The following is a 20,659-nucleotide window of genomic DNA, read 5'->3' as shown; positions in this document are numbered from 1 at the left end:
AAGAGTCGACGTTAACGGTAGCGACTATCAAGGATACGTTATGACACCGGCTATTAACCTTGCCAAAAAGAAAAAAATCACTCATACCGTTCATCAATATGACCATGACCCAAGGCATGAAAGTTATGGTTTAGAGGCGGTAGAAGCGTTAGGACAAGATCCTGAATCCGTATTTAAAACTCTACTGTTCGCCATTAATGGAGAACCGAAAAACCTCGCTGTAGCGGTGATACCTGTTGAAGAAAAGCTAAACCTAAAACTCGCAGCAAAGGCGGCTGGTGGGAAAAAAGCAGAGATGGCAGATAAAGATATCGCACAAAAAACCACGGGTTATGTGTTGGGAGGCATCAGCCCTCTTGGTCAAAAGAAGTTGTTACCGACCTTTATTCATATCTCAGCGGAAGCGAGAGCACAAATGTGCGTCAGTGCTGGAAAAAGAGGTTTGGAGATTGAGTTAGCACCGAGTGATTTGGCGATGCTAACGCGAGCGAAGTTTGTCAATTTATGTGAGGCCTAAGCAGGCCTCATTTGCACTGACTATTTCTTGAGAGATAGGGTACCGCCAACGCGCGTTCTCGGCTTACTTGGCTTAGATGAATCTGGTTTAGCAGCGACCGGTTTACGGTTTTGCGTCTTACCATGGTGATTACGAGCCTTATCTGAACGTCCTTGCTCTTGCTTGTGACGTTTGTTTTTATTCGGGCTACGACGAAACTCATCTGCACCGTGTCCAGAGAAGGTTTTCATTTTTTCACGCTTTGCTTCTGCTCGAGCGTCATGCAGCTTAGCATCGGTAGCCTTAGTGATATGACGACCTTTAGCATCTTTGCGTGATGCTTCTTCCGTGCTCACTGAACCTTCACAAAGGCGGTGAATCTCAGCCACTTCCTGGTCAGTTAAGTAGCGCCATTTGCCATTGGGAATTCCATCAATCGAGATGTTCATAATGCGGACTCGGCGAAGTTTTAACACTTCGAAACCCAGTGCTTCACACATACGGCGAATTTGACGGTTTAACCCTTGAGTTAGGGTAATACGGAAAGAAAATTTGGTTTCTTGCTCGACACGACAAGGCAGAGTTACAGTGTCCAGAATCGCAACACCTGAGCCCATCTTTTTCAAGAAATCACGAGTAACAGGTTTGTCGACACGTACTACATACTCTTTCTCGTGATTGTTACCCGCACGGAGAATCTTGTTAACGATGTCGCCATCGTTAGTTAAAAAGATAAGACCATCGGACGGTTTATCTAGTCGACCAATTGGGAAGATACGTTTGTGATGGCCAACGAAATCAACGATGTTGCCCGGAACATCACGTTCGGTTGTACATGTGATACCCGTTGGTTTGTTCAACGCAATATAGACTGGCTTCTCTTTGCTGCGAACTGGTTTACCGTCGATTTCAACATTGTCTCCTGACAACACTTTGGTTCCCATCTCAGGAATTTTGCCGTTAATAGTGACACGTTGTTGTTCGATCAGCTTGTCAGCTTCACGACGAGAACAAAAGCCAGTTTCACTAATGTATTTGTTAAGGCGTTTTCCTTCAGCAGCGTTAGGCATGCGCAGTATTCACTCTATATTGGTCAGACACAAAATTAAGGTCGCGTATTTTATACTCAACTGAGCGGTAAGTCACTTAACTCGTACGTTTTTGATGACGCTCTCGATTCTCAAGCTTCTTTTCTTGGCTCTTTCTTAGCATAACGTAGACCGCACCACTTCCTCCATGGAACCGCTGCGCACTATGAACGCACTGAACATCTTTTATCTGAGTTAGCCAATGTGCAAGATAACTCTTCATTAATGCTGGTGGGTTAGAGCGTTCGCCGCGCCCATGTACAATAAGCACAGTGCGGATGTCCATACGCATACACTGTTGCAGAAACTTCACCACTTCATCGCGTGCTTCTTTAAGCGTTCTCCGGTGCAAGTCGAGTTTTGCTTGCAGCGGATATTTACCCAGTCTCAGTTTGCGATAGACACCTTCCTGCATGCCATCACGCTTAAACTCAATTAAGTCGTCTGGTTTGATCATCGGAGCATAATCAATTGAAAGGTACTCAGGGTCTTGCTCAGAAAGCCAAAGCGCTGCTTCTCGCTTGGCCAAATGCGCGTCAGACACTTGGTGGGTCTTTTTAAGTTCAACGGTGTCGCTGTGAATCGGCTTCACATCGCCCATCATCTGTTGGAATAGATCTAGATCATCGTCTTGAGACATAACTTCATCTCGGATAAGCCATTTTAACTGGAGTATATACGAATATTAGCAAGAGGTGAGAGCAATAAAAAACCGGAGTGAACAGGCGATCCACTCCGGTGCATAGCGGTTTTCTATTCGAAATAGAAGCTAAGCGATTCTAGTGAGGAGATTTGTCATTCATTACTTTGTAGATGAAGAAACCACCGTAAAACAGCATCAAGCCCAGCGCTGCAAAGATAACTAGCATTGAAGATAAGCCCACTGCATTACCAAATAGGAGATCAAGCCAAAAGTCCATGTTTCCTCCAAAGTATTGACGACAGGGATAAGTTAACTTTTGGTGTTAAAATGAACACTGATCTGGATCAATTGTACTTTGAGTGTTAATAACCTGTATGTCACTGTGTGTATTTGGTCACATTTTTCGTGCTTCTGGCGATATGATGAGCAATCAAACTCAAATGCAAAGAAAGTTGTTATAAAAGCCTTGCTTCAAATGAATTTATCATTAATATACGCATCCGTTGTTGAGCAAAACTCAAGACAACAATCTCGGTGAATAGCGCAGCTTGGTAGCGCATCTGGTTTGGGACCAGAGGGTCGGGGGTTCGAATCCCTCTTCACCGACCACTTTCAAAAAGCCTCGCTTTCAAAGCGGGGCTTTTTACTTTCTAAGCATAATTTTAGTAGTGGAGAAGAACCCATGCGGGTCAGGGGCTGGATGGCCAGTCCCATCGAATCCCTCTTCACCGACCACTTTTCAAAAAGCCTCGCTTTCATAGCGGGGCTTTTTACTTTCTAAGCATAGTTTTAGTAGTGGAGAAGAACCCATGCGGGTCAAGGGCTGGACGGCCAGTCCCATCGAATCCCTCTTAACCGACCATTTTCAAGGAGCTTCGCTTTCATAGCGGGGCTTTTTACTTTCAAAAGAACCTCGCTTTTTAGCGAGGTTCTTTGCATTTCTGAGTATCAAACACTTCTTTAAGCTAATCTAGCTTTGCTGCCGAGTTTTACTACGACACCTTCCAAGCCAAGTACGGCAAAGATAATAGCGAAGAACGCGACAACGCCACCAAATGCTCCTGTAAAGGCCACATGCTGACCGAACAGCATAGCGATAATGCCCATGGCGAGAAACTTCGAGCCCACTAAGATGATGTAAGACGAAATACCACGTTTTAGCTTTGGTAGAGTTTTGTGCTTAAGAAAGTACGACGCCATAACTTTTTCAAGCGAGATAGCACCTTTAAGCATGCCGGTTAACACCACTGATGCGTATACTGCCACTTCAAGGCTTGCAATGAACACCCAGTCCCAAGAAGCATTGAGTACTAGCATTACGACAGTAGTGATAATAGAGCTGATGGTGATATCTTTAAGTACTTTCATTTTGAATCCTCGTTATGATTTCTGCTGACCCGATTAAGGTATCAATCACTGCGATTCACTATTTACCATTTTACGCCAATGAGAATTACACTCACTTAAAGTAGGGATGTTTGACCTTAATTATACTGTGGGTATAATTAAGGTAGTTTCGCTCCTAATTTAAATCCCCTTGAAGGGGGACTCCCTGAGAGCACCAAGATTTCTCATTTTAGATTTGTTCTACCACTGTGACACGGATCATTAGAGCAGAGATTGACTGATGGTTTGTCGTACTTATTACAAGGTTTTGTGTCTACGAGGTTTTTCAGTCGCTAGATAGCGTCAATAAACTGCGTGTTACCTTTCTTACACGGCGATAACGTCGTGTGCTTTCGAGTGCGAGTTCAGTGGAGTTTTTTCATCGATCTGAAAGAGATAGCTCTATATGAATGTAATTATCAACGGTCAAACGTATCTTCTGCGCGAAAACAAGAGCATCCTAGATGTCGCAAAAGATATTCAAGTTGATGTCCCTTCTCTTTGCTCCATCAGTAAGCACGACGACAAGCAGTCATGCGACCTTTGTGTCGTGGAAGTGGTGGGGAAAGGTATTGTTAAGGCGTGTGAGACAAAAATCCAAGATGGCATGACCATCGTTACTCAGTCCGCTCAAATTAACAACCTTAGAAGACAGGCACTCAATAAAATATTTGCGGATCACAATGCCGACTGTGAAGCACCCTGCAAAGTCGCATGTCCTGCACATGTCGATATTCAAACCTACCTACACCATATCGCACAAGGCGATCATCACGAAGCCGTAAAAATCATCAAAGACACGCTACCTATGCCGATTTCCATTGGTCGTGTGTGTCCTGCTTTTTGTGAACATGAATGTCGTCGTACCTTGGTTGACGAACCGCTCGCAATTCGCCAGCTGAAACGTCACGCTGCGGATATTGATTTATCGCTAGCCGAGCAATTTGAGCCGCCGAAACTCCCTTACAACGGCCACCGAGTCGCCATTGTCGGTGCAGGGCCAGGTGGATTGGCATGTGGTTATTACCTTAGCTACCAAGGTTTTGCTGTCGACATTTTTGAATCTATGCCAGAGGCTGGTGGCTGGCTTCGCTATGGCATTCCAGAGTACCGTTTACCGAAAGATATTCTGGATAAAGAAATTGAGCTGATGTGCCGTGGTGGGATGAGAATCCATACCAACACACTTCTTGGTAAAGATATTGCTCTTGATGAGCTGACAGACAACTATGAGGCGGTCTGCCTTGCTGTTGGAGCAACCAAAGCGGTCAATATGCCATATCCGGGCTCTGACTTAGAGGGCTGTGTACTTGGTGTTGATTTCCTAAAAGACCATATGACGGACAAAACCTTCACCATTGGCAAGAAGGTGGCCGTTATCGGTGGTGGTAATACCGCGATTGATTGTGCGCGAACTGCCATTCGCGAAGGTGCGGAGACGACCATCATTTATCGTCGCACTCGAAATGAGATGCCAGCCGAACTGCATGAAATTGAAGCGGCAGAGCTAGAAGGGGTTAAGTTTAAGTTTTTGACCAACCCTAAATGCAACCTTGCCGATTCACAGGGGCGTGTTGAGCATATTGAGTTAGAGATAATGGAGTTGGGTGAGCCTGATAGCTCTGGTCGACGTCGCCCTGTCTCCACTGGTAAAACTGAGACTGTCGCTTTTGATACTGTTATCTCAGCGTTATCGCAAAAACCGGACGTCGAGTTTCTTAAATCCGCCAAACATCCTTTGCCTTTGACCGATTGGGGTACTGCGTCTTCTGACGGTGATTCGATGCACCATGGTTACAATGTATACAGTATTGGTGATTTCAGGCGTGGACCAGCGACGGCCATTGAAGCTATCGCTGATGGCAAGAAAGCTGCCGATGCTATTGAGCGTTACATTCTTCAAGGTCACTTTAAACCTGAACCTAGAGCGTTTAATAGTCACAAGGCAGAGCGTTTGAGCGAAGTTCGCCAAACAGAATATCTGCAAGAAAAAGCCAAAGCACGAGCTAAAGCAGAGCAGTTGTCGGTAGAAGCCTGCCAAACAACCTATCAAGAGGTTGAACTAGGTATGTCGGATGAGAAGGCTATTGCTGAGGCTGCGCGCTGTTTAGAGTGCGGCTGTCAAGCAAACACTCAATGTGACCTTCGCGATTACGCCACCGAGTACAAAGTGGATTATCGAGAGATAAACATTAACCAGCGCAAAATGTTCCCAGTGGACAAAACCAGCGAGTTTATTGTTTTCGATGCAAACCGTTGTATTAGTTGTGGCTCCTGTGTTCATGCGTGTCAGACCGAATCGGTTCACGGTATTTTAAACTTTTCAGAAACTTCACACCGTCCTTCTTTCCCTAACGCTGCCACTATGGGCGACAGCAACTGCGTTCAATGTGGTGCGTGTGTTCAGGTGTGTCCAACGGGAGCACTGTCTGATAAGCGAGATAAATCCCACGGTCGAATCGAGATGCTGACACCGGTAAAAACCATTTGTACTTATTGTGGAGTGGGTTGTCGTGTTGAGCTGTACGTGGATGCGGCGAACAATAAAATTCGTTACGTCAAAGGGGATAAAACGTCTCCAGTAAACCAAGGTATGCTGTGTGTGAAAGGCCGCTTTGGCTTTGATTTCATCCAAAGTGAAGAGCGACTTTCTACGCCACTGATTAGAAAAGCAGGCGAATTGGTACCGGCCTCTTGGGATGAAACCGTGCAGTACGTCGCTGATAAGCTGAGTAAAATTAAGTCTATGTATGGCAGTGACAGCTTGGCCGGTTTCTCATCGGCAAAGACCACCAACGAAGATAACTACGCCTTCCAAAAACTGTTCCGTCGTGAGATTGGCACCAACAATATCGACCACTGTGCGCGGTTGTGTCACTCCTCGACAGTAACAGGTTTGGAAGCAGCGTTTGGTAGTGGCGCGATGACCAACGATATTCCAAGTATTAAACACTCGGACGTTATCTTTATTATTGGTTCAGACACCAGTGCTGCTCACCCAATCATTGCTTCTCATATCAAACAAGCAGTTGCGGACGGGGCAACCTTGATTGTGGCCGATCCAAAACGTATCGATATGGTCGATCATGCCAAATTGTATGTTCGTCATCGTCCAGGCACAGACGTTATGTTGCTTAACTCAATCATGCATGTGATCGATAAAAATGGCTGGCAGGATGATGCCTATATCGAAGAGCGCACCGAAGGTTACAGCGATTTGGTTGAAGAGATTCGTAAAGAGTCTTACTCACCGGCTAACGCTGCGTTGGTGACTGGCGTGGCTGCGTTCGATATCGAGCGATTGGCAGAGCTTATTGGTACGGCCAAAGTGACTTCCGTGTTCTACTCGATGGGAATCACGCAGCACACGACAGGTCACGACAACGTGCGCTCGATAGCTAATCTACAAATGCTTTGCGGCAACGTCGGGGTTGAAGGTGGCGGCATTAACCCTCTACGTGGTCAATCAAACGTTCAAGGCTCATGTGATATGGGGGCTCTGCCAACGGATTATCCAGGCTATCAGAAGGTCACTAATCCAGAGGTTCAGGCCAAATTCGCTAAGGCTTGGAATAGCGAGACCTTACCTACAGAGAAAGGTAAAACGCTGACGGAAATCATTGATGGTGCCTGTGATGGTGACATTAAGGCGTTGTATGTCATGGGAGAGAACCCTGTGCTCAGTGACCCAGACCAAGCACACGCCATTCATGGATTGAAGTCGCTCGACTTCTTAGTGGTTCAGGACATATTCCTAACGGAAACCGCGCAACTCGCGGATGTGGTTCTGCCGTCTTACTCGTTTGCAGAGAAGGCTGGACACTTTACCAATACAGAACGACGAGTTCAGCGTTTAGTGCCTGCGGTTCAAGCTCCGGGTGAAGCGAAAGAAGACTGGCGCATTATTCAAGAAATCGCCAATGCTATGGGCAGTGATTGGGCTTACCAAACGGTTCAGGATATTACTGAGGAAATCGCCGATGTAACACCGCAATATCATGGTATTCGTTGGCAGTCGATAGGTGGTAATGGTCTGCAATGGCCGTGTAATGAGGTTAAGCCATTTGGTACGCGCATCATGCACAAAGACCAGTTCGTTCGCGGTAAAGGGGCGATGAAAGCTATTCCATTCGAATATGCCGCAGAGCTCCCTGATGACGAATACCCGTTAATATTGACGACGGGGCGTCTTCTAGAACAGTTCCACACTGGTACTATGACTCGTAAAACTAAAGGGTTAGACAATCTTGCGGGACCACGCATTATGGTGAGTGTGGAAGAAGCAGAGCGATTAGGTATTACTAATGGTGAGACCGTGAAACTGGTGTCACGCCGTGGTGAAATTAGTGCGCCTGCTTTTGTCACTAAGCGAATGCAACAAGGTGTGGTATTTGTGCCGTTCCACTTTGCCGAGTCTGCAGCGAACAAGCTAACCAATACCGCTACGGATCCTTACGCCAAAATACCTGAGTTTAAAGTGTCGGCTGTCAGACTAGAGACGGTTACTCAGCCGGTTCATTAGGATCAGACCAAACCTTAGGGATATCGAAACGAGGCAAGCCATTTGGCTTGCTTCTTTGTCCTTGGCGCCATGCTTTCAGTTGGTTAACGTAGGTAAGAATGTGAGCGATGGCCACAAACAATTGATTAGGCACCATTTGGTCAACTTGGGTCGTATTGTAAATAGCTCGAGTAAGCTCAGCACTTTCCACCACTTCAACACTGTGTTTCGCTGCCAATTCACGAATGTATACCGCCACTTCATCTTTGCCTTTCGCAACAACAAAAGGTGCTTCGGCCTGAGTCAAATCATAAATCAAGGCGACGGCATATTGCGTAGGGTTAGTGAGCACCACATTGGCTTTTGGCACTCTTTCATTGGCACCTCGTTTGGCATTTTGAGTTTGGATTTGTCGGATTCGCGCCTTCACTTCCGGGCGCCCCTCTTGCTCCTTATGCTCATCTTTTACCTCTTGTTTAGTCATCTTCATTTGCTTAGTAAATTCATGACGCTGATAGGGGAAGTCAAAAAGGCCAAATATCAGAACAATAAGCAGCAAGTAACCAAGGTACTCTATGGTAATCGTAGCGACAGTGAACACCACAGTATCAAAGTGGGCACTTACCAGGTTAGTGATGACGGAGATATAGCTGGAAATCACCCAGTACAACAAACTGAAAAACAGCGTTACCTTAAACACATTTTTAAACAGCTCCACCACTGACTGTGTTGAGAAAATACGCTTTATCCCTTTTATAGGACTGATTTTTTCAAGCTTGGGCGTTAGTAATGAAGGGCTGAAAATCCACCCTCCCAATAAAGTAGAGCCAAATATGGCGGCGATAATTTGGTAAATCAATAGCGGAAAAAACAACATCACCATGGAAAAAAGGGCGGTGCCTAACAGTTCGACCGAAGTCATCCAATGGCTGATGGTTTGAGTATCGAATTGAAAACTGACTAAGAACAGCTCAATAAATGTTTGCTTAATCATATCGATATTCAGGACGTAATAGGCCACCACGCTGATAAGGGTGATAGAAGAGACAAACTCTTTGGCACGCGGAACTTGTCCCTCTCTGCGAGCTTTGGAGAGTTTATGTTGGCTGGGCTGTTCACTTTTATCGCCCGAATCTTGATGCTCAGACATTAGGTAGCCTCAACATGTAATGCAGGTGTTGGTTAAGCTCCAGAACTAAATCAAAGTAGTGATCGCCAATACCCGTTAAGGATGCCATTAACGCAAATAAGCCCAGTAACATGGTCATTGGAAAACCAAGTGCGAACACGTTTAGGGAAGGGGCCGCTTTATTCATCAGACCAAAAGTGATGTTACTAAGCAGCATCACCACTATCGCGGGCACTGCCACTAGCAAACCTGTCGCAAACATCCACGACACCATTTTGAGTACATAATCGATACTGCTGAAGGGGAAAGTGGAGTCAAGCGGCCAATAGGTAAAGCTCTCTTTGAACACCAACAGCACCACCAAATGCGCATCAAGGGATAGGAACAGTAGCATTGAGGTGATAAACATAATCCGTCCAATAATGGCGATACTGATGCCATTAGCTGGATCATTCATCACCGCCATCGCTAGTCCCATCTGCATCGAAATAGCTTGTCCTGCAATAGAAAAAATAGTGAAGAAGATCATAACGGCGAAGCCAACGAGGAAACCAAAAATTAACTGATACAGAGAAAACAATAGGGTATCGATACTAAATGGATTAAAGGGTGGCACTTCGTGGACCAGCGGAGCCAGCAGTAACGAAAAGATAAAAGCAAACAGTAGCTTAACTCTTACAGGAATCGCGTTGTCACCAAAGAAAGGCGCAATAAGAAATAGGCCCGTTAAACGGACAAATGGCCACCATAAAATACCAAGCCATTGAGTGATTTCAGTAAATGTAAGCTGCATCACGATTACCCAACTTTGGTCGGAATCGCATCAAAGATAAACAGAAATAGGTCACTGATTTCCTGTAGCAGCCAATGCCCCGCCAAAATGATGGACAGTAAGGTCACTAGAAGCCTTGGAAGAAAACTCAGCGTCTGTTCGTTGACTTGGGTAACAGCTTGGAAGATGGCTACCACTAAGCCGACGATAAGGCTGGGCACAATCAGCACAGAGACCATCAGGATGATGACCCATATGGCTTGACTGACCAGCGTGACGGCTTCTTCTGGGCTCATCCGCTAATCCAAAAACTATTGGCAAGGCTACCCATCAGCAAGCCCCACCCGTCAACAATGACAAATACTAAGAGCTTAAAGGGTAAGGAAACAATGAGTGGCGAAAGCATCATCATACCCATGGACATCAGTACAGATGCGACAACGAGATCGATCACTAAAAACGGCAGAAACAGCATGAAACCAATCTGAAACGCCACCTTTAACTCACTCAGCAAATAAGCGGGTAGTAATATTAAGAAAGGGATTTCTTCATCAGAGGCGAGGGTTTTCTCTCCGGCTATTTTCGTCACTTGCTCGAGCGCTTTGCGTTGGGTTTGGTCCAGCATATAACGGCGCAGTGGTTTTTCTGCCGAGGCTAAGGCTTCCATTAGAGTGATATCGTCGGTGGAATAAGGAACATAAGCCGTGTCGTATATCTTGGTCCAGACAGGGCGCATAATCAGCAAAGTAAAGATAAGTGCAATACCAATTAAAACCTGATTAGGAGGCGTTTGCTGTAATCCTAAGGCTTGGCGTAAGATCGCTAACACAATAACGATTCTTGTGAAACTGGTGCACATGATGACAAACGCTGGCACAAAACTCAGCATCGTCATCAAAATCAGAATTTGCAGCTTAACGCTGTATTCAGTCCCTTCGGATGTGTTGGTTTCACTTAATATAGTCAGCCCCTCTGCTTGCGCAGGAGAGAACCAAAAAGTAAGCACCATCAGTAAAATTCGTATTGGCATTGTCGTCCTTGAGCTCGCCCAAACAGCTACTTGCTAGGTTTTTTTATAATGCTCAACAACCTAACGCCATATTGACCATTCTTTGAGACGATTTCACCAGTACCAAATGCAGTACCATTGATTTTTATATCGACCGGGTCACCTTCGTGTTTCTCTAGCATGACTACGCTGCCGGCTTTTAAATTAAGCAGCTCGTCTAGGATTAACGTTTTACGAGCAACTTCTACCGTGATGTCGACAGGAATGCTTTTCAGTAGAGAGACATTGCTGACATCATTTTGCTCAGCTTCGAATTCAATATCGTCTGCAAGGTCGTCCAAATCCAAATCGTCTAGATCTGGTAACTCTTCGTGTAAGTTGAGGTCGCTCATTGAATTGTCAATGGGCGGAGTTTGTTTATCACTAGCCATCGATTTCTACTCCTAACTCAGAGTTAATAGATTGAAGTTTGCCAAAAAAAGTTGGGTGCCCATTTACTTTGACCGTTAAGTTTTTACATAAGGTCATAGGCATAAAATCACCGGGTTGCAGTTTAGACAACTCGTGTAACGTGCACTGTCCGTGGAGCATTACACACCCCAGTTCAACCGGTTGATATCGCAAATTGTTTAAGATTTCCTCTCTATCGAAAGTTTCGTTACTTTCCATCATGTCGCGTAGCTTCTTAACGTATCTGTCATCCAACATAAACGTGATGTCAATTTGTTGATCATCGAAACTGAAGGTGATGGTAGTACCAATGTCCGAAGGCTGATGATCTGTATGCTCAACAGCGTAATGGCTGGCATCAGCGGTAAGGGTGTTAGTGATCGCCATAGTGAGTTTTTGAAACAATCTCAAGTGGGTTTGAGTGAGAGTTGTGTCACTACTGTTTCTCTTCGATTTTCGGGTAGGTGAAGGAGTATTCAAGTGTTTGTATAGCAGAATATCGGCAGCTTGTGGCTCGATAAAGAAAAAAACATGACCGAAATCTTCGATGTTTAGCACTGTTTTGATGCTGTTTTTAGGTGGTTTGTGTGCCTCTGAAAAACTGGCTTTAACGTGTCGACAAGAGAAGTTAAATTTAAAAATATCAACAACTTCATTAGAGAAATGCCCGGCGTGTTTGAGCAGGAATTTACGCATCTTAATACTCGGGTTGCCGAATTCGGTTAACGAACATTTTTTCATGTCAAGTCCCAATAATTACTATTTGTGAGCGTTCTCAAATTTGACACGCTAATTATTCCTAACTATAGGTTATAGCATTCTCATTTCAACTTGGGTTGAGTGAGAAATACACAAAACTATAACGACCTATTTTGCTTTAATTTGGGTCGATGATGGATGAGGCTAGGGCATGATTCACTTAGACGATGCACTTGGGGTTCACCCCAAGATAGTGCAGTTTCGTTTGGACAGAGCAGCGGTATTAAGCTCGAATATTGCCAATGTGGACACCCCAAATTACAAGGCAATGGATCTCAAGTTTGATGCAGTATTGAGTGGTATTGGTAACAGCAAAGATTGGTATATCGATACCTCAGCACAATATCGGATTCCAGTGCAAAGAACGCGAGATGGCAATACCGTTGAGCTCGAAAATGAACAGGCAAGATTCGCCAAAAATGTGATGGACTATCACCAAAGCTTGGCATTTTTGCAGTCGAAAATTAACGGTATCAAAACGGCCATCAAGGGCCAGTAAGTGAATTGATTAGGTAGGGACACCATGTCATTCTTAGGTATCTATGAAACGGCGGGCTCGGCAATGAGTGCTCAGACCGTCAGGCTTAACACTATCTCCAGTAACTTGGCGAACGCCGATTCTGTTTCTGGTGACCCTTCAAAAGTTTATAAACCACTCAAACCGATATTTTCAGCGGTTTATAACCATTTCAATGCACAAGAAACCCAACATCAAGGTGTGGTACCAATTCGTATCGCCGACGTTGTTGAAGTGTCCTCGATGATGGAGGGGCGCTATGAACCAAACAATCCTCTGTCAAATGACGAAGGTTATGTTTACTACTCAGGAATCAATGTCGTCAATGAGATGGCAGATATGATCTCGGCGACTCGTAGCTTCGAAGCCAGTGTCGAAGTGCTTGGTAACGTCAAGTCTATGCAGCAATCACTAATGGGACTGTGGCGCAGTTAGCAGTGCCCTGCTATTGCGAATCAGTGATTTCTAAGGAACGTACCTATGACGACTATATCCGGAGCGGCGCAGGTCAATAATATTGAGTCTGCTTCAACATTGCCCCCTCAAGAAAACCCGAACAGTGCAGGGGCGTTAAAGAATGAATTCATCACATTGATGGTGGCGCAGATTGAAAACCAAGATCCGTTGAACCCGACTGATGGGACGGAATACGTTGCGCAGTTGGCACAGTTTTCTCAAGTTGAGAGCACAGAGAACTTAGTTCAGCTGATGCAAAACAACACTACGATGCTCGATAACTTGCAAGTTCTGAGTACTGCAGCCTTGGTGGACAAAACAGTCACCGTCAAAAGTGACCAACTGTCAGCATCGGGTGAGGGAACACATACAGGTTATGTTCAACTGCAGGCCGCTTCCAATACTGTGACTGTCGAGTTAGTGAATCATCTTGGGCAAGTGAAAACTGTTGCGTTAGGCCCCAATAGCGCAGGGCGTGTTGATTTTGCTTTTGATGCCAAAGCGATGGGGCTGAATGGCTCGTACCAAATGAACGTGATATTGGACAGTGGACAAAATTACCAGCCAGCGATTTATCAGCATGGCAAGGTTGAACAGGTGACAACACCGCTTGTAGGTGGAACAAGTCACCTGCAAGTGCAAGGAGTGGGTATGGTGGCGTTTTACGACGTGGCAGCCTTCTCTAATTAAGTTGTATTTTCGCAAGTATTTTTGGTCTTTGACCTTTTTTAAGTTTTTGTAAGTAAGATGACGGCTGTCGTTCTCCGCTAAACAGAGAGTTAGCGGAGATAGCCTCTTTTGAATGAAGAGGATGACATTATGAGCTTTAGTATTGCACTGAGTGGGCTAAATGCCTCTAACTCAGAGCTCAACACTATTTCCAATAATATTGCTAATGTTTCAACAACAGGCTTTAAGGAGTCGAGAACCGAATTTGCGTCGGTTTACAGTGGGAGTGAAGCTGGTGGCGTTGAAGTAGTCGGTGTGTCGCAAAACTTTGAGAAAAGTGGCACGGTAACGGGCACTGGGCGTTCACTTGACATGGCTTTAAGTGGCAATGGGTTCTTCGTTTTAGAAGACAGCAAAGGGCAAACTCTCTATACCCGCTCGGGTATTTTCAATATGAATGCCGATGGTGTTATTACCGCCAATAGCGGTGCCGCGCTGCAAGGTTACTCGGTGGATGGTAATAATAATCTGCTCTTGGGTTCGGTTGGCACAGTACAAATCAGCACGGCTTCATTGCAAGCAAGAGAGACTGACAGCATCGAGTTTGTGGCTAATTTAGATGCGCGAGAGCAAGTCCCTGCTGCGGCATTTGATTACAGCGATTCTTCTACCTACAACCACTCTTACACTACCCCAGTTTATGATTCGTTGGGCAATCCACACACAGTAAGTCAGTACTTTGTGAAAGGAGCTTCCAATGACTGGGATGTCCACGTCTTAGTGGACGGTCAAGCAATAGATGGGACTGATGCTCTGGTTCCGGCTGGCTCTCCAACCACCACCGATAGTGCTAACTTTACCTTTAACGCAGATGGAACCATTGCATCTGGGGGGAACTATAGTGTGAGTTTTGACCCCGCTAATGGCGCAAACGGTGTGACAGTCAATATAGATTTATCGTCGGTTACTCAGTTTGGTAGTGACTTTGTGGTGTCCAAAAATAGCCCTAATGGCTATACCTCTGGTGATTATGCCAGTGTTCGAATGGAGAATGATGGACGTATTTTTGCCACCTACACCAATGGACAATCTCAACTGCAAGGCCAAGTGGTACTCGCAGACTTTGCCGCCCCTCAAAACCTGATCAAAACCAGTGATACTGCATGGCTACAAAGCTTTAGTTCCGGAACTCCAGTTTTAGGTACAGCAGGCAGTGGCGTATTCGGTGATTTAACCTCAGGGGCTTTGGAAGGCTCGAATGTGGATCTGACTTCTGAGTTGGTGGCTCTAATGACCGCACAGCGTAACTATCAAGCCAACACCAAATCTATCTCAACCTCAGATCAGTTAACACAAGCGCTATTCAACGTGGTGTAGGACTATGAATCCAATACTGTTTAGTGCAGCGAAAGGTGCTGAGCGAACCATGCTCGCTCAGCACGTTCGCGCCAACAACCTCTCTCATGCCGACACGGTCGGGTTTAAGGCTCTGATGGAACACTCCTCACCAATGCGTTTGGAAGGCTCAGGGTTTTTGACTTCCGTGACTTCTAGAACCAACTCGTCAATTAATAACTTTGCGCAAGGTGAAGATATTCGCACCGAGCGCCCTTTGGATGTCTCTATTAATGGCGATGGGTTTATTACCTTAGAAGGCTTGGATGGCGAACCGAATGAACTGTATACCCGAGCGGGAAATTTTCGATTGGATGGCAATGGTCAGCTTTATCTTGGTGAGCGCCGTGTTATGTCGGTCGAAGGCCCTATGGTTCTGCCCGATTTTGAGTTTATTACCGTCACTGCAAATGGCCTGATCTCAGTGACTCCAATTGGTGGAGAAGCCTCGGTCGAAGTAGGTGCGCTCAAGTTAGTCAAGCCTGAATACGATGAAATGACCATGCATGCCAGCGGCCACTTTGTTCCTAAAGGAGGCGACGTGTTAGCTGAAGACTTTACGGTTCAAGTACGTTCCGGGTATCTAGAGGCGAGCAACGTATCAAGCCTCGAAGAGCTGGTCAGCATTATGTCACTCACTCGACAATACGAAATGCAAATTGAAGTCATGGCGTCGGCCGATGAAATCGCTCAGATAGGGAATAAGCTGCTTAAAGCCTAAGGAAGAAAATTATGCACAGTGCTTTATGGATATCCAAAACAGGGATGGCTGCACAAGATGCGAAAATGACCGCCATTTCTAACAACCTAGCCAATATCAATACGGTCGGTTTTAAGCGAGATCGTGTGGTATTCGAAGACCTGTTTTACAGCGTCGATAAGCAGGCGGGTACAGAAACCACCGAGCTGAATGAACATCCCACAGGTATTCAGTTAGGAAATGGCGTTCGCGTAGTGGGGACAGAAAAAGTCTTTACTCAGGGAAGTGTTCAAAACACCAACCAACAATTTGACTTAGCCATACTTGGTGATGGTTTTTTCCAAATAGAGAACTCGGATGGCGAGCTTCTTTACACGCGAAATGGACAATTTCAAACCAATTCAGATGGACAGTTGGTCAATACACAAGGCTATCCACTCATCCCTGAAATTGTCATTCCGCCAGAAGCTACGTTAGTGAGTATTACTGCTGATGGCGTAGCAACCGCAACGATTCCGGGGCAAGTAAATCCAGAGGCGTTAGGCCAAATTACTATAGTGAAATTCATGAACCCAGCGGGACTCGCTGCGCAAGGCGGCAACTTGTTTGCTGAAACGGAAGGCTCTGGGGAAGCGGTAGAGCTAGTAGCAGGAACCGAGGGGTCAGGGCAATTAAAGCAAGGCGCACTTGAGGGCTCTAATGTGCAAGTGGTGGAGGAAATGGTCGACATGATTGCTACTCAGCGAGCTTATGAAATGAGCGCAAAAATGGTCAGTGCAGCCGATGAAATGCTGCAATACATAGCTCAGCAGTCATAGCGCCAAAGGGAGTCAGGCATGAAGGAAGCTGAGATGGAAAAGCAAAAAGCGAATAAAGCGGGGCTTGCAAAGTCTCATGCGATTGGAGTGCTTTATTACATCGCAGTAGTCGCACTTCTGGTCGTGAATATGATTGGTTGCGCAGGTCGCCAGGATGAATTTATCCCACCGTCTCCCAATGATGAAGCGTATGCTCCGCCGGAGCTAGACTATCAGGTCACTCGAGTTAGCAAGGGCAGTTTGTATACCGGAACGACGGCCATGACTTTGTTTCAAGACCGCCGCGCTTATCGAGTGGGAGATATCCTTACCGTAGTGCTTGATGAGAAAACAGAATCTGATAAAAGTGCTTCGACTCAATATGGTAAAGATTCCAGCGCGACGATTGCTGCGCCGACTCTTGGCACGACGACCTACGCTGAAGGCAGCGCCGCTCTTGATGCAACACGAGATTTTGATGGTGCCGCTGCATCTACACAGGGTAATAGCTTATCAGGCTCTATTACGGTGACAGTATATGATGTACTGCCTAACGGCGTGCTCAGAGTTCGAGGGGAGAAATGGCTGAAACTCAATCAAGGCGATGAATACATCCGACTGACGGGGAATGTGCGAGTTGATGACATTCAAGCCGACAATACACTTTCTTCTCAACGTATTGCAGACGCGCGTATCACATATGCAGGCAGAGGCACTTTTGCCGATACCAATACCGCTGGCTGGCTGACTCAATTCTTTAATTCACCTTGGATGCCGTTTTAATGATGACGTTGAAATGGCGTTACCTCATCCATTTGTTGTTGCCTTTGTGGCTACTTAGTTGGGCACCATCAACTTTGGCCGCAAGAGCGATTGCTGAAGTAGCGGAGGTCTACGGCGACAGACAAAACCAACTGATTGGATATGGCTTGGTGGTTGGGCTAGATGGTTCCGGCGATAAATCGCAAGTGAAGTTCACCCAGCAGTCTGTGGTGAATATGATCAAACAGTTTGGCGTGCAACTTGACGACAGCACTAACCCTAAACTGAAAAACGTTGCCGCGGTGAGTGTTACTGCCGCGGTCGAGCCACATCAAGGAGCGGGTCAAACCCTGACCGTAACGGTGTCTTCGTTAGGGGATGCCAAAAGCCTGCGCGGTGGGACTTTGTTACTTACTCCACTTCGAGGTATTGATGGTGAAGTTTATGCGGTGGCTCAAGGTAGCTTGGTAGTTGGCGGGTTTAATGCTACGGGTGAAAACGGCACCAGCGTGACTCGAAATACCCCGACCGTTGGCCGCATACCCAATGGTGCGACCTTAGAACGAGAAATCTCAACCGGTATTGACCGGGATCCGACGATTCGTTTGCAGCTCAAACAGCCTAATTACGAAACTGCACTGAACATTTCCAAAGCGATCAATCAGACATTTGGTGGGCAAGTTGCGAAGGCGCTCAATAAAGGCCAAGTTGAAGTGTCCGCACCTATTGATAGCGAAGACAGAGTGATGTTTGTTGCGATGATTCAAGAGTTGCAAGTCGAAGAAGGTCGTCGTTTGCCTAAGGTGGTGTTCAACTCGCGAACAGGCACTGTAGTGATCAGCCAGAATGTGACGGTTTCCGAGGCGGCGGTAAGCCAAGGTGGAATTACCGTGACAATTTTAGAATCCGAGTCGGTGTCACAGCCAGGAGGTGCGTTCAATACTGCGGGTGAAACAGCCATTGTCCAAAATACTCAAATCAGCGTCGATGAAGATGACGGTACAACGATGGTGTGGCCTCGCGGTACCAATCTGCAAGAAATCGTCGATGCGATTAATAATATTGGCGCTACTCCAGAAGCGTTGATGCAAATCTTACAAGCACTGGATGAAGTAGGTGCTATCAACGGTGATTTGGTGGTGATCTAATGCTTGATTCAAACGCACTGTTTTTAATAACCCAATTACCTAGCCAAGTTCCTTTCACAGTAAAGCAGCAGTGTGAAATTAAGCCTGGGGTAGAGAACGTTGCATCCACCAAAGCTGACGTATCCGTAGTGGCGTCGTCATTACATTCGCCGAGCCCTGCACAAGCGCAAACCGCGAGTTTTGAAACCTTGATGGTTGAAAGTTCGCAACGAGCAGGACTGGCCACTTTCTCTGAACAACGTTCGGTTCCTGCTCATATGCAGGCGAGCCAACATGTCGCGAACTTCTATTTAGACAATCATGCCTTAGCCCGAATGAAACACGATAATTCTGGAGCGGGATTGCTGGCTGCTTCGCAGCAATTTGAGGCGTTATTTCTGCAACAAATGCTCACTCGTATGCGCTCTGCTAGCGAGGCTATGAGTGATGAAAACAATCCGCTGTCCATGAAATCGGATGGCATGTTTCAAGGAATGCTCGATGCCCAGTTGGCGCAGCGTATTAGCCGCCAATCCTCATTTGGGCTCGCCGAGATGATATTCAAGCAATTGTCATCGCAAGTTCCCAACCGTCCTCTAGATAAGGAGAGTAAATAATGGGAATGGTCAATATTGGACTCAGTGGTGTACTTGCCAATCGTGTGGCGTTAAACACGACGGCGCAAAATACCGCCAACGTGAATACACCGGGTTATAGTCGTCAGATAGTCAGTTTAGAAGCAACATCGTCTGGAAATTTCGTCAACGGGATCAATTTGGGGGCGGGTGTTGAAGTGGGCGATATTATTCGGATTGCAGAGCAGTCTTCCATTAATCGTTTACGCGAAGCTACCGAATCGGCGCAATATTCACAAAGCTATTTTGACGGTTTATCTAATATTGAAAATCTGTTGGGTGCTGACGGTTTGAGTTTAACGCAGGGTCTGAATGGTTTTTTTGCCGCGATTGATGAAGCCAGTGTGACTCCAGAGAACATCGCATTTAGACAACAAGTGCTAACTAACGCAGATGCGTTAGCACAGCAATTCAACTCAGTTTCAGCTCAACTTAGTCAGCAAGAGGCGGCGCAAAGCGAACGATACGGAGCCATCGTTTCTCATGTAAACAGCCAACTTGAAAGTCTCGCAGCTCTAAATCAAAAACTTCAAGAAGACGCACTGCTCGGTAAAGGTGTAGCAGGACTACAAGATGAGATGGACAAGCAGCTTAACGAGCTCTCAAAGTCGCTGGATGTGCAAGTGATATACACCGCGGGAGGCGTTGAGTTATCTACGCCTAATGGACAGCCGCTAGTTATTGGTGGTTTTTCGGCTTCACTAACTCGCGACTTTTCGAGTGGTGACCCTTACAGCACCGATCTTTCAATTACTTTCCAGTCAATGACGACTGCGGTTGATGACTCGCTAGGTGGAGAACTTGGTGCGCTAGAAGCCTTAAAGCTGAGCCAATACGAGCCGATTAAAGCGACGTTGGCCGATCTCGCAAAAGGGCTCGCTGACGGGGTCAATAATGCCTTAAATACGGGCTTTGATCTTAATGGAGCCGCTGGGCAAAGCTTGTTTACTTACACGACGGGGAGTGAGGCGCACTCGCTTGCCATCGACCCTGCGATTAGCGCACAAGAGCTTGCGTTCTCTTCTAGTGCAACGCTTTCCGGCAACGGTGATGTTCTCAAAGATCTTTCCATGCTATCTCAGACGCCGTTAACCAATGGGTCGGTTGTTGGTAAAACGCCCTATAGCGCTTATTCGGGGTTGTTGGGAGACATCGGTATTTTTACCCGACAAGCTGAAAGTGAAGCGACAGCAGCACAAATTAGCGTGGAAGATGCGCAAGTCGCCAGAGATAGTGTCAGCGCGGTGAACTCGGATGAAGAAGCTGCGAACATGTTGCTTTATCTCAATGCCTATGAGGCAAATATGAAAGTGATAAGTACGGCCAATCAAATGTTTCAGACCTTGTTAAAAGCGTTTTAGGAGAGCA

The 20,659-nt window shown here is 46.2% G+C and carries 21 protein-coding genes, 1 tRNA gene and 1 pseudogene; 13 read left to right on the top strand and 10 right to left on the bottom strand.

Features of this window, described 5'->3' with window-relative positions; genetic code table 11:
- Positions 1 to 40 precede the first annotated feature (40 nt).
- Positions 41 to 517 carry a Cys-tRNA(Pro) deacylase gene (gene ybaK / locus VME0621_RS14790; protein ID WP_038229724.1) on the top strand — a complete coding sequence of 159 codons (477 nt, stop codon included), beginning with the start codon at positions 41 to 43 and terminating at the stop codon, positions 515 to 517.
- A 182-nt stretch (positions 518 to 699) separates the two neighbouring features.
- Here ybaK and rluF read toward each other — a convergent pair.
- The 3 genes and pseudogenes from rluF to VME0621_RS14775 all read right to left on the bottom strand — a co-directional run.
- Positions 700 to 1,566: pseudogene (gene rluF / locus VME0621_RS14785) on the bottom strand (23S rRNA pseudouridine(2604) synthase RluF); the annotation flags it as partial.
- Positions 1,567 to 1,642: 76 nt separating this feature from the next.
- The gene (smrA, locus tag VME0621_RS14780) at positions 1,643 to 2,224 is read right to left on the bottom strand and encodes a DNA endonuclease SmrA (RefSeq protein ID WP_006075558.1); all 582 of its coding nucleotides are present in this window, start codon (positions 2,222 to 2,224) and stop codon (positions 1,643 to 1,645) included.
- A 139-nt stretch (positions 2,225 to 2,363) separates the two neighbouring features.
- The gene (locus VME0621_RS14775) at positions 2,364 to 2,504 is read right to left on the bottom strand and encodes a DUF3149 domain-containing protein (RefSeq protein WP_038229728.1); all 141 of its coding nucleotides are present in this window, start codon (positions 2,502 to 2,504) and stop codon (positions 2,364 to 2,366) included.
- A gap of 255 nt (positions 2,505 to 2,759) precedes the next feature.
- Here VME0621_RS14775 and VME0621_RS14770 point away from each other — a divergent pair.
- Positions 2,760 to 2,836, top strand: a tRNA-Pro gene (locus VME0621_RS14770).
- Between the two features lie 351 nt (positions 2,837 to 3,187).
- Here VME0621_RS14770 and VME0621_RS14765 read toward each other — a convergent pair.
- Positions 3,188 to 3,595, bottom strand: coding sequence for a hypothetical protein (locus tag VME0621_RS14765; protein WP_062462689.1), 408 nt, complete (start codon positions 3,593 to 3,595; stop codon positions 3,188 to 3,190).
- 424 nt (positions 3,596 to 4,019) lie between these two features.
- On the opposite strand from VME0621_RS14765, the gene fdhF reads away from it, so the two are divergent.
- Positions 4,020 to 8,135, top strand: coding sequence for a formate dehydrogenase subunit alpha (fdhF, locus tag VME0621_RS14760; RefSeq protein WP_062462692.1), 4,116 nt, complete (start codon positions 4,020 to 4,022; stop codon positions 8,133 to 8,135).
- Here fdhF and flhB read toward each other — a convergent pair.
- From flhB to VME0621_RS14730, 6 genes are read right to left on the bottom strand one after another with little or no spacing between them, the layout of a single operon-like run.
- The gene (flhB, locus tag VME0621_RS14755) at positions 8,116 to 9,264 is read right to left on the bottom strand and encodes a flagellar biosynthesis protein FlhB (protein WP_062462695.1); all 1,149 of its coding nucleotides are present in this window, start codon (positions 9,262 to 9,264) and stop codon (positions 8,116 to 8,118) included. The two genes, fdhF and flhB, sit on opposite strands and share 20 nt — an antisense overlap.
- Positions 9,257 to 10,036, bottom strand: coding sequence for a flagellar biosynthetic protein FliR (gene fliR, locus VME0621_RS14750; RefSeq protein WP_006074298.1), 780 nt, complete (start codon positions 10,034 to 10,036; stop codon positions 9,257 to 9,259). Before fliR ends, flhB begins: the two co-directional genes overlap by 8 nt.
- A gap of 5 nt (positions 10,037 to 10,041) precedes the next feature.
- Positions 10,042 to 10,311, bottom strand: coding sequence for a flagellar biosynthesis protein FliQ (gene fliQ / locus VME0621_RS14745; RefSeq protein WP_006074299.1), 270 nt, complete (start codon positions 10,309 to 10,311; stop codon positions 10,042 to 10,044).
- Positions 10,308 to 11,045, bottom strand: coding sequence for a flagellar type III secretion system pore protein FliP (gene fliP, locus VME0621_RS14740; protein WP_062462698.1), 738 nt, complete (start codon positions 11,043 to 11,045; stop codon positions 10,308 to 10,310). Before fliP ends, fliQ begins: the two co-directional genes overlap by 4 nt.
- Before the next feature lie 26 nt (positions 11,046 to 11,071).
- Positions 11,072 to 11,455: a FliM/FliN family flagellar motor switch protein gene (locus VME0621_RS14735; RefSeq protein WP_051868279.1), complete on the bottom strand. Its 384-nt coding sequence runs from the start codon at positions 11,453 to 11,455 to the stop codon at positions 11,072 to 11,074.
- On the bottom strand, positions 11,448 to 12,215 hold the full coding sequence (locus tag VME0621_RS14730; protein WP_038229740.1) for a FliM/FliN family flagellar motor switch protein: 768 nt from the start codon (positions 12,213 to 12,215) through the stop codon (positions 11,448 to 11,450). Before VME0621_RS14730 ends, VME0621_RS14735 begins: the two co-directional genes overlap by 8 nt.
- Positions 12,216 to 12,384: 169 nt before the next feature.
- Between VME0621_RS14730 and VME0621_RS14725 the strand changes: the two genes are divergently transcribed.
- The 10 genes from VME0621_RS14725 (at position 12,385) to flgK (ending at position 20,652) form a co-directional block, all read left to right on the top strand.
- Positions 12,385 to 12,732, top strand: a complete 348-nt coding sequence (locus VME0621_RS14725) for a flagellar basal body protein (RefSeq protein ID WP_006074303.1) — start codon at positions 12,385 to 12,387, stop codon at positions 12,730 to 12,732.
- 24 nt (positions 12,733 to 12,756) lie between these two features.
- Positions 12,757 to 13,185, top strand: a complete 429-nt coding sequence (gene flgC, locus VME0621_RS14720; RefSeq protein ID WP_006074304.1) for a flagellar basal body rod protein FlgC — start codon at positions 12,757 to 12,759, stop codon at positions 13,183 to 13,185.
- A 45-nt stretch (positions 13,186 to 13,230) separates the two neighbouring features.
- Positions 13,231 to 13,896 carry a flagellar hook capping FlgD N-terminal domain-containing protein gene (locus VME0621_RS14715; RefSeq protein ID WP_038229744.1) on the top strand — a complete coding sequence of 222 codons (666 nt, stop codon included), beginning with the start codon at positions 13,231 to 13,233 and terminating at the stop codon, positions 13,894 to 13,896.
- A gap of 129 nt (positions 13,897 to 14,025) precedes the next feature.
- Entirely contained in the window at positions 14,026 to 15,252 is a 1,227-nt protein-coding gene (gene flgE, locus VME0621_RS14710) for a flagellar hook protein FlgE (protein WP_038229746.1), read from the top strand.
- Positions 15,253 to 15,256: 4 nt separating this feature from the next.
- Positions 15,257 to 15,991, top strand: coding sequence for a flagellar basal body rod protein FlgF (locus VME0621_RS14705; protein ID WP_062462701.1), 735 nt, complete (start codon positions 15,257 to 15,259; stop codon positions 15,989 to 15,991).
- Positions 15,992 to 16,002: 11 nt separating this feature from the next.
- Positions 16,003 to 16,788: a flagellar basal-body rod protein FlgG gene (gene flgG, locus VME0621_RS14700; RefSeq protein ID WP_038229751.1), complete on the top strand. Its 786-nt coding sequence runs from the start codon at positions 16,003 to 16,005 to the stop codon at positions 16,786 to 16,788.
- Positions 16,789 to 16,917: 129 nt separating this feature from the next.
- Complete coding sequence (gene flgH / locus VME0621_RS14695; protein WP_051868310.1) at positions 16,918 to 17,550, top strand: flagellar basal body L-ring protein FlgH; 633 nt, start codon at positions 16,918 to 16,920, stop codon at positions 17,548 to 17,550.
- A complete protein-coding gene (locus tag VME0621_RS14690; RefSeq protein ID WP_062462704.1) occupies positions 17,550 to 18,677 on the top strand; it encodes a flagellar basal body P-ring protein FlgI in 1,128 nt (375 codons plus the stop codon). Before flgH ends, VME0621_RS14690 begins: the two co-directional genes overlap by 1 nt.
- Positions 18,677 to 19,273 carry a rod-binding protein gene (locus VME0621_RS14685; protein ID WP_231892945.1) on the top strand — a complete coding sequence of 199 codons (597 nt, stop codon included), beginning with the start codon at positions 18,677 to 18,679 and terminating at the stop codon, positions 19,271 to 19,273. Before VME0621_RS14690 ends, VME0621_RS14685 begins: the two co-directional genes overlap by 1 nt.
- Positions 19,273 to 20,652 carry a flagellar hook-associated protein FlgK gene (gene flgK, locus VME0621_RS14680; RefSeq protein WP_062462707.1) on the top strand — a complete coding sequence of 460 codons (1,380 nt, stop codon included), beginning with the start codon at positions 19,273 to 19,275 and terminating at the stop codon, positions 20,650 to 20,652. The genes VME0621_RS14685 and flgK overlap by 1 nt, the downstream gene beginning before the upstream one ends.
- Positions 20,653 to 20,659 lie beyond the last annotated feature (7 nt).

The organism is Vibrio mediterranei (genome assembly GCF_900088415.1).
GTDB lineage: Bacteria > Pseudomonadota > Gammaproteobacteria > Enterobacterales > Vibrionaceae > Vibrio > Vibrio mediterranei.
The sequence above is the reverse complement of the archived record's forward strand: the minus strand, read 5'-3'. Positions and strand labels throughout refer to the sequence as shown.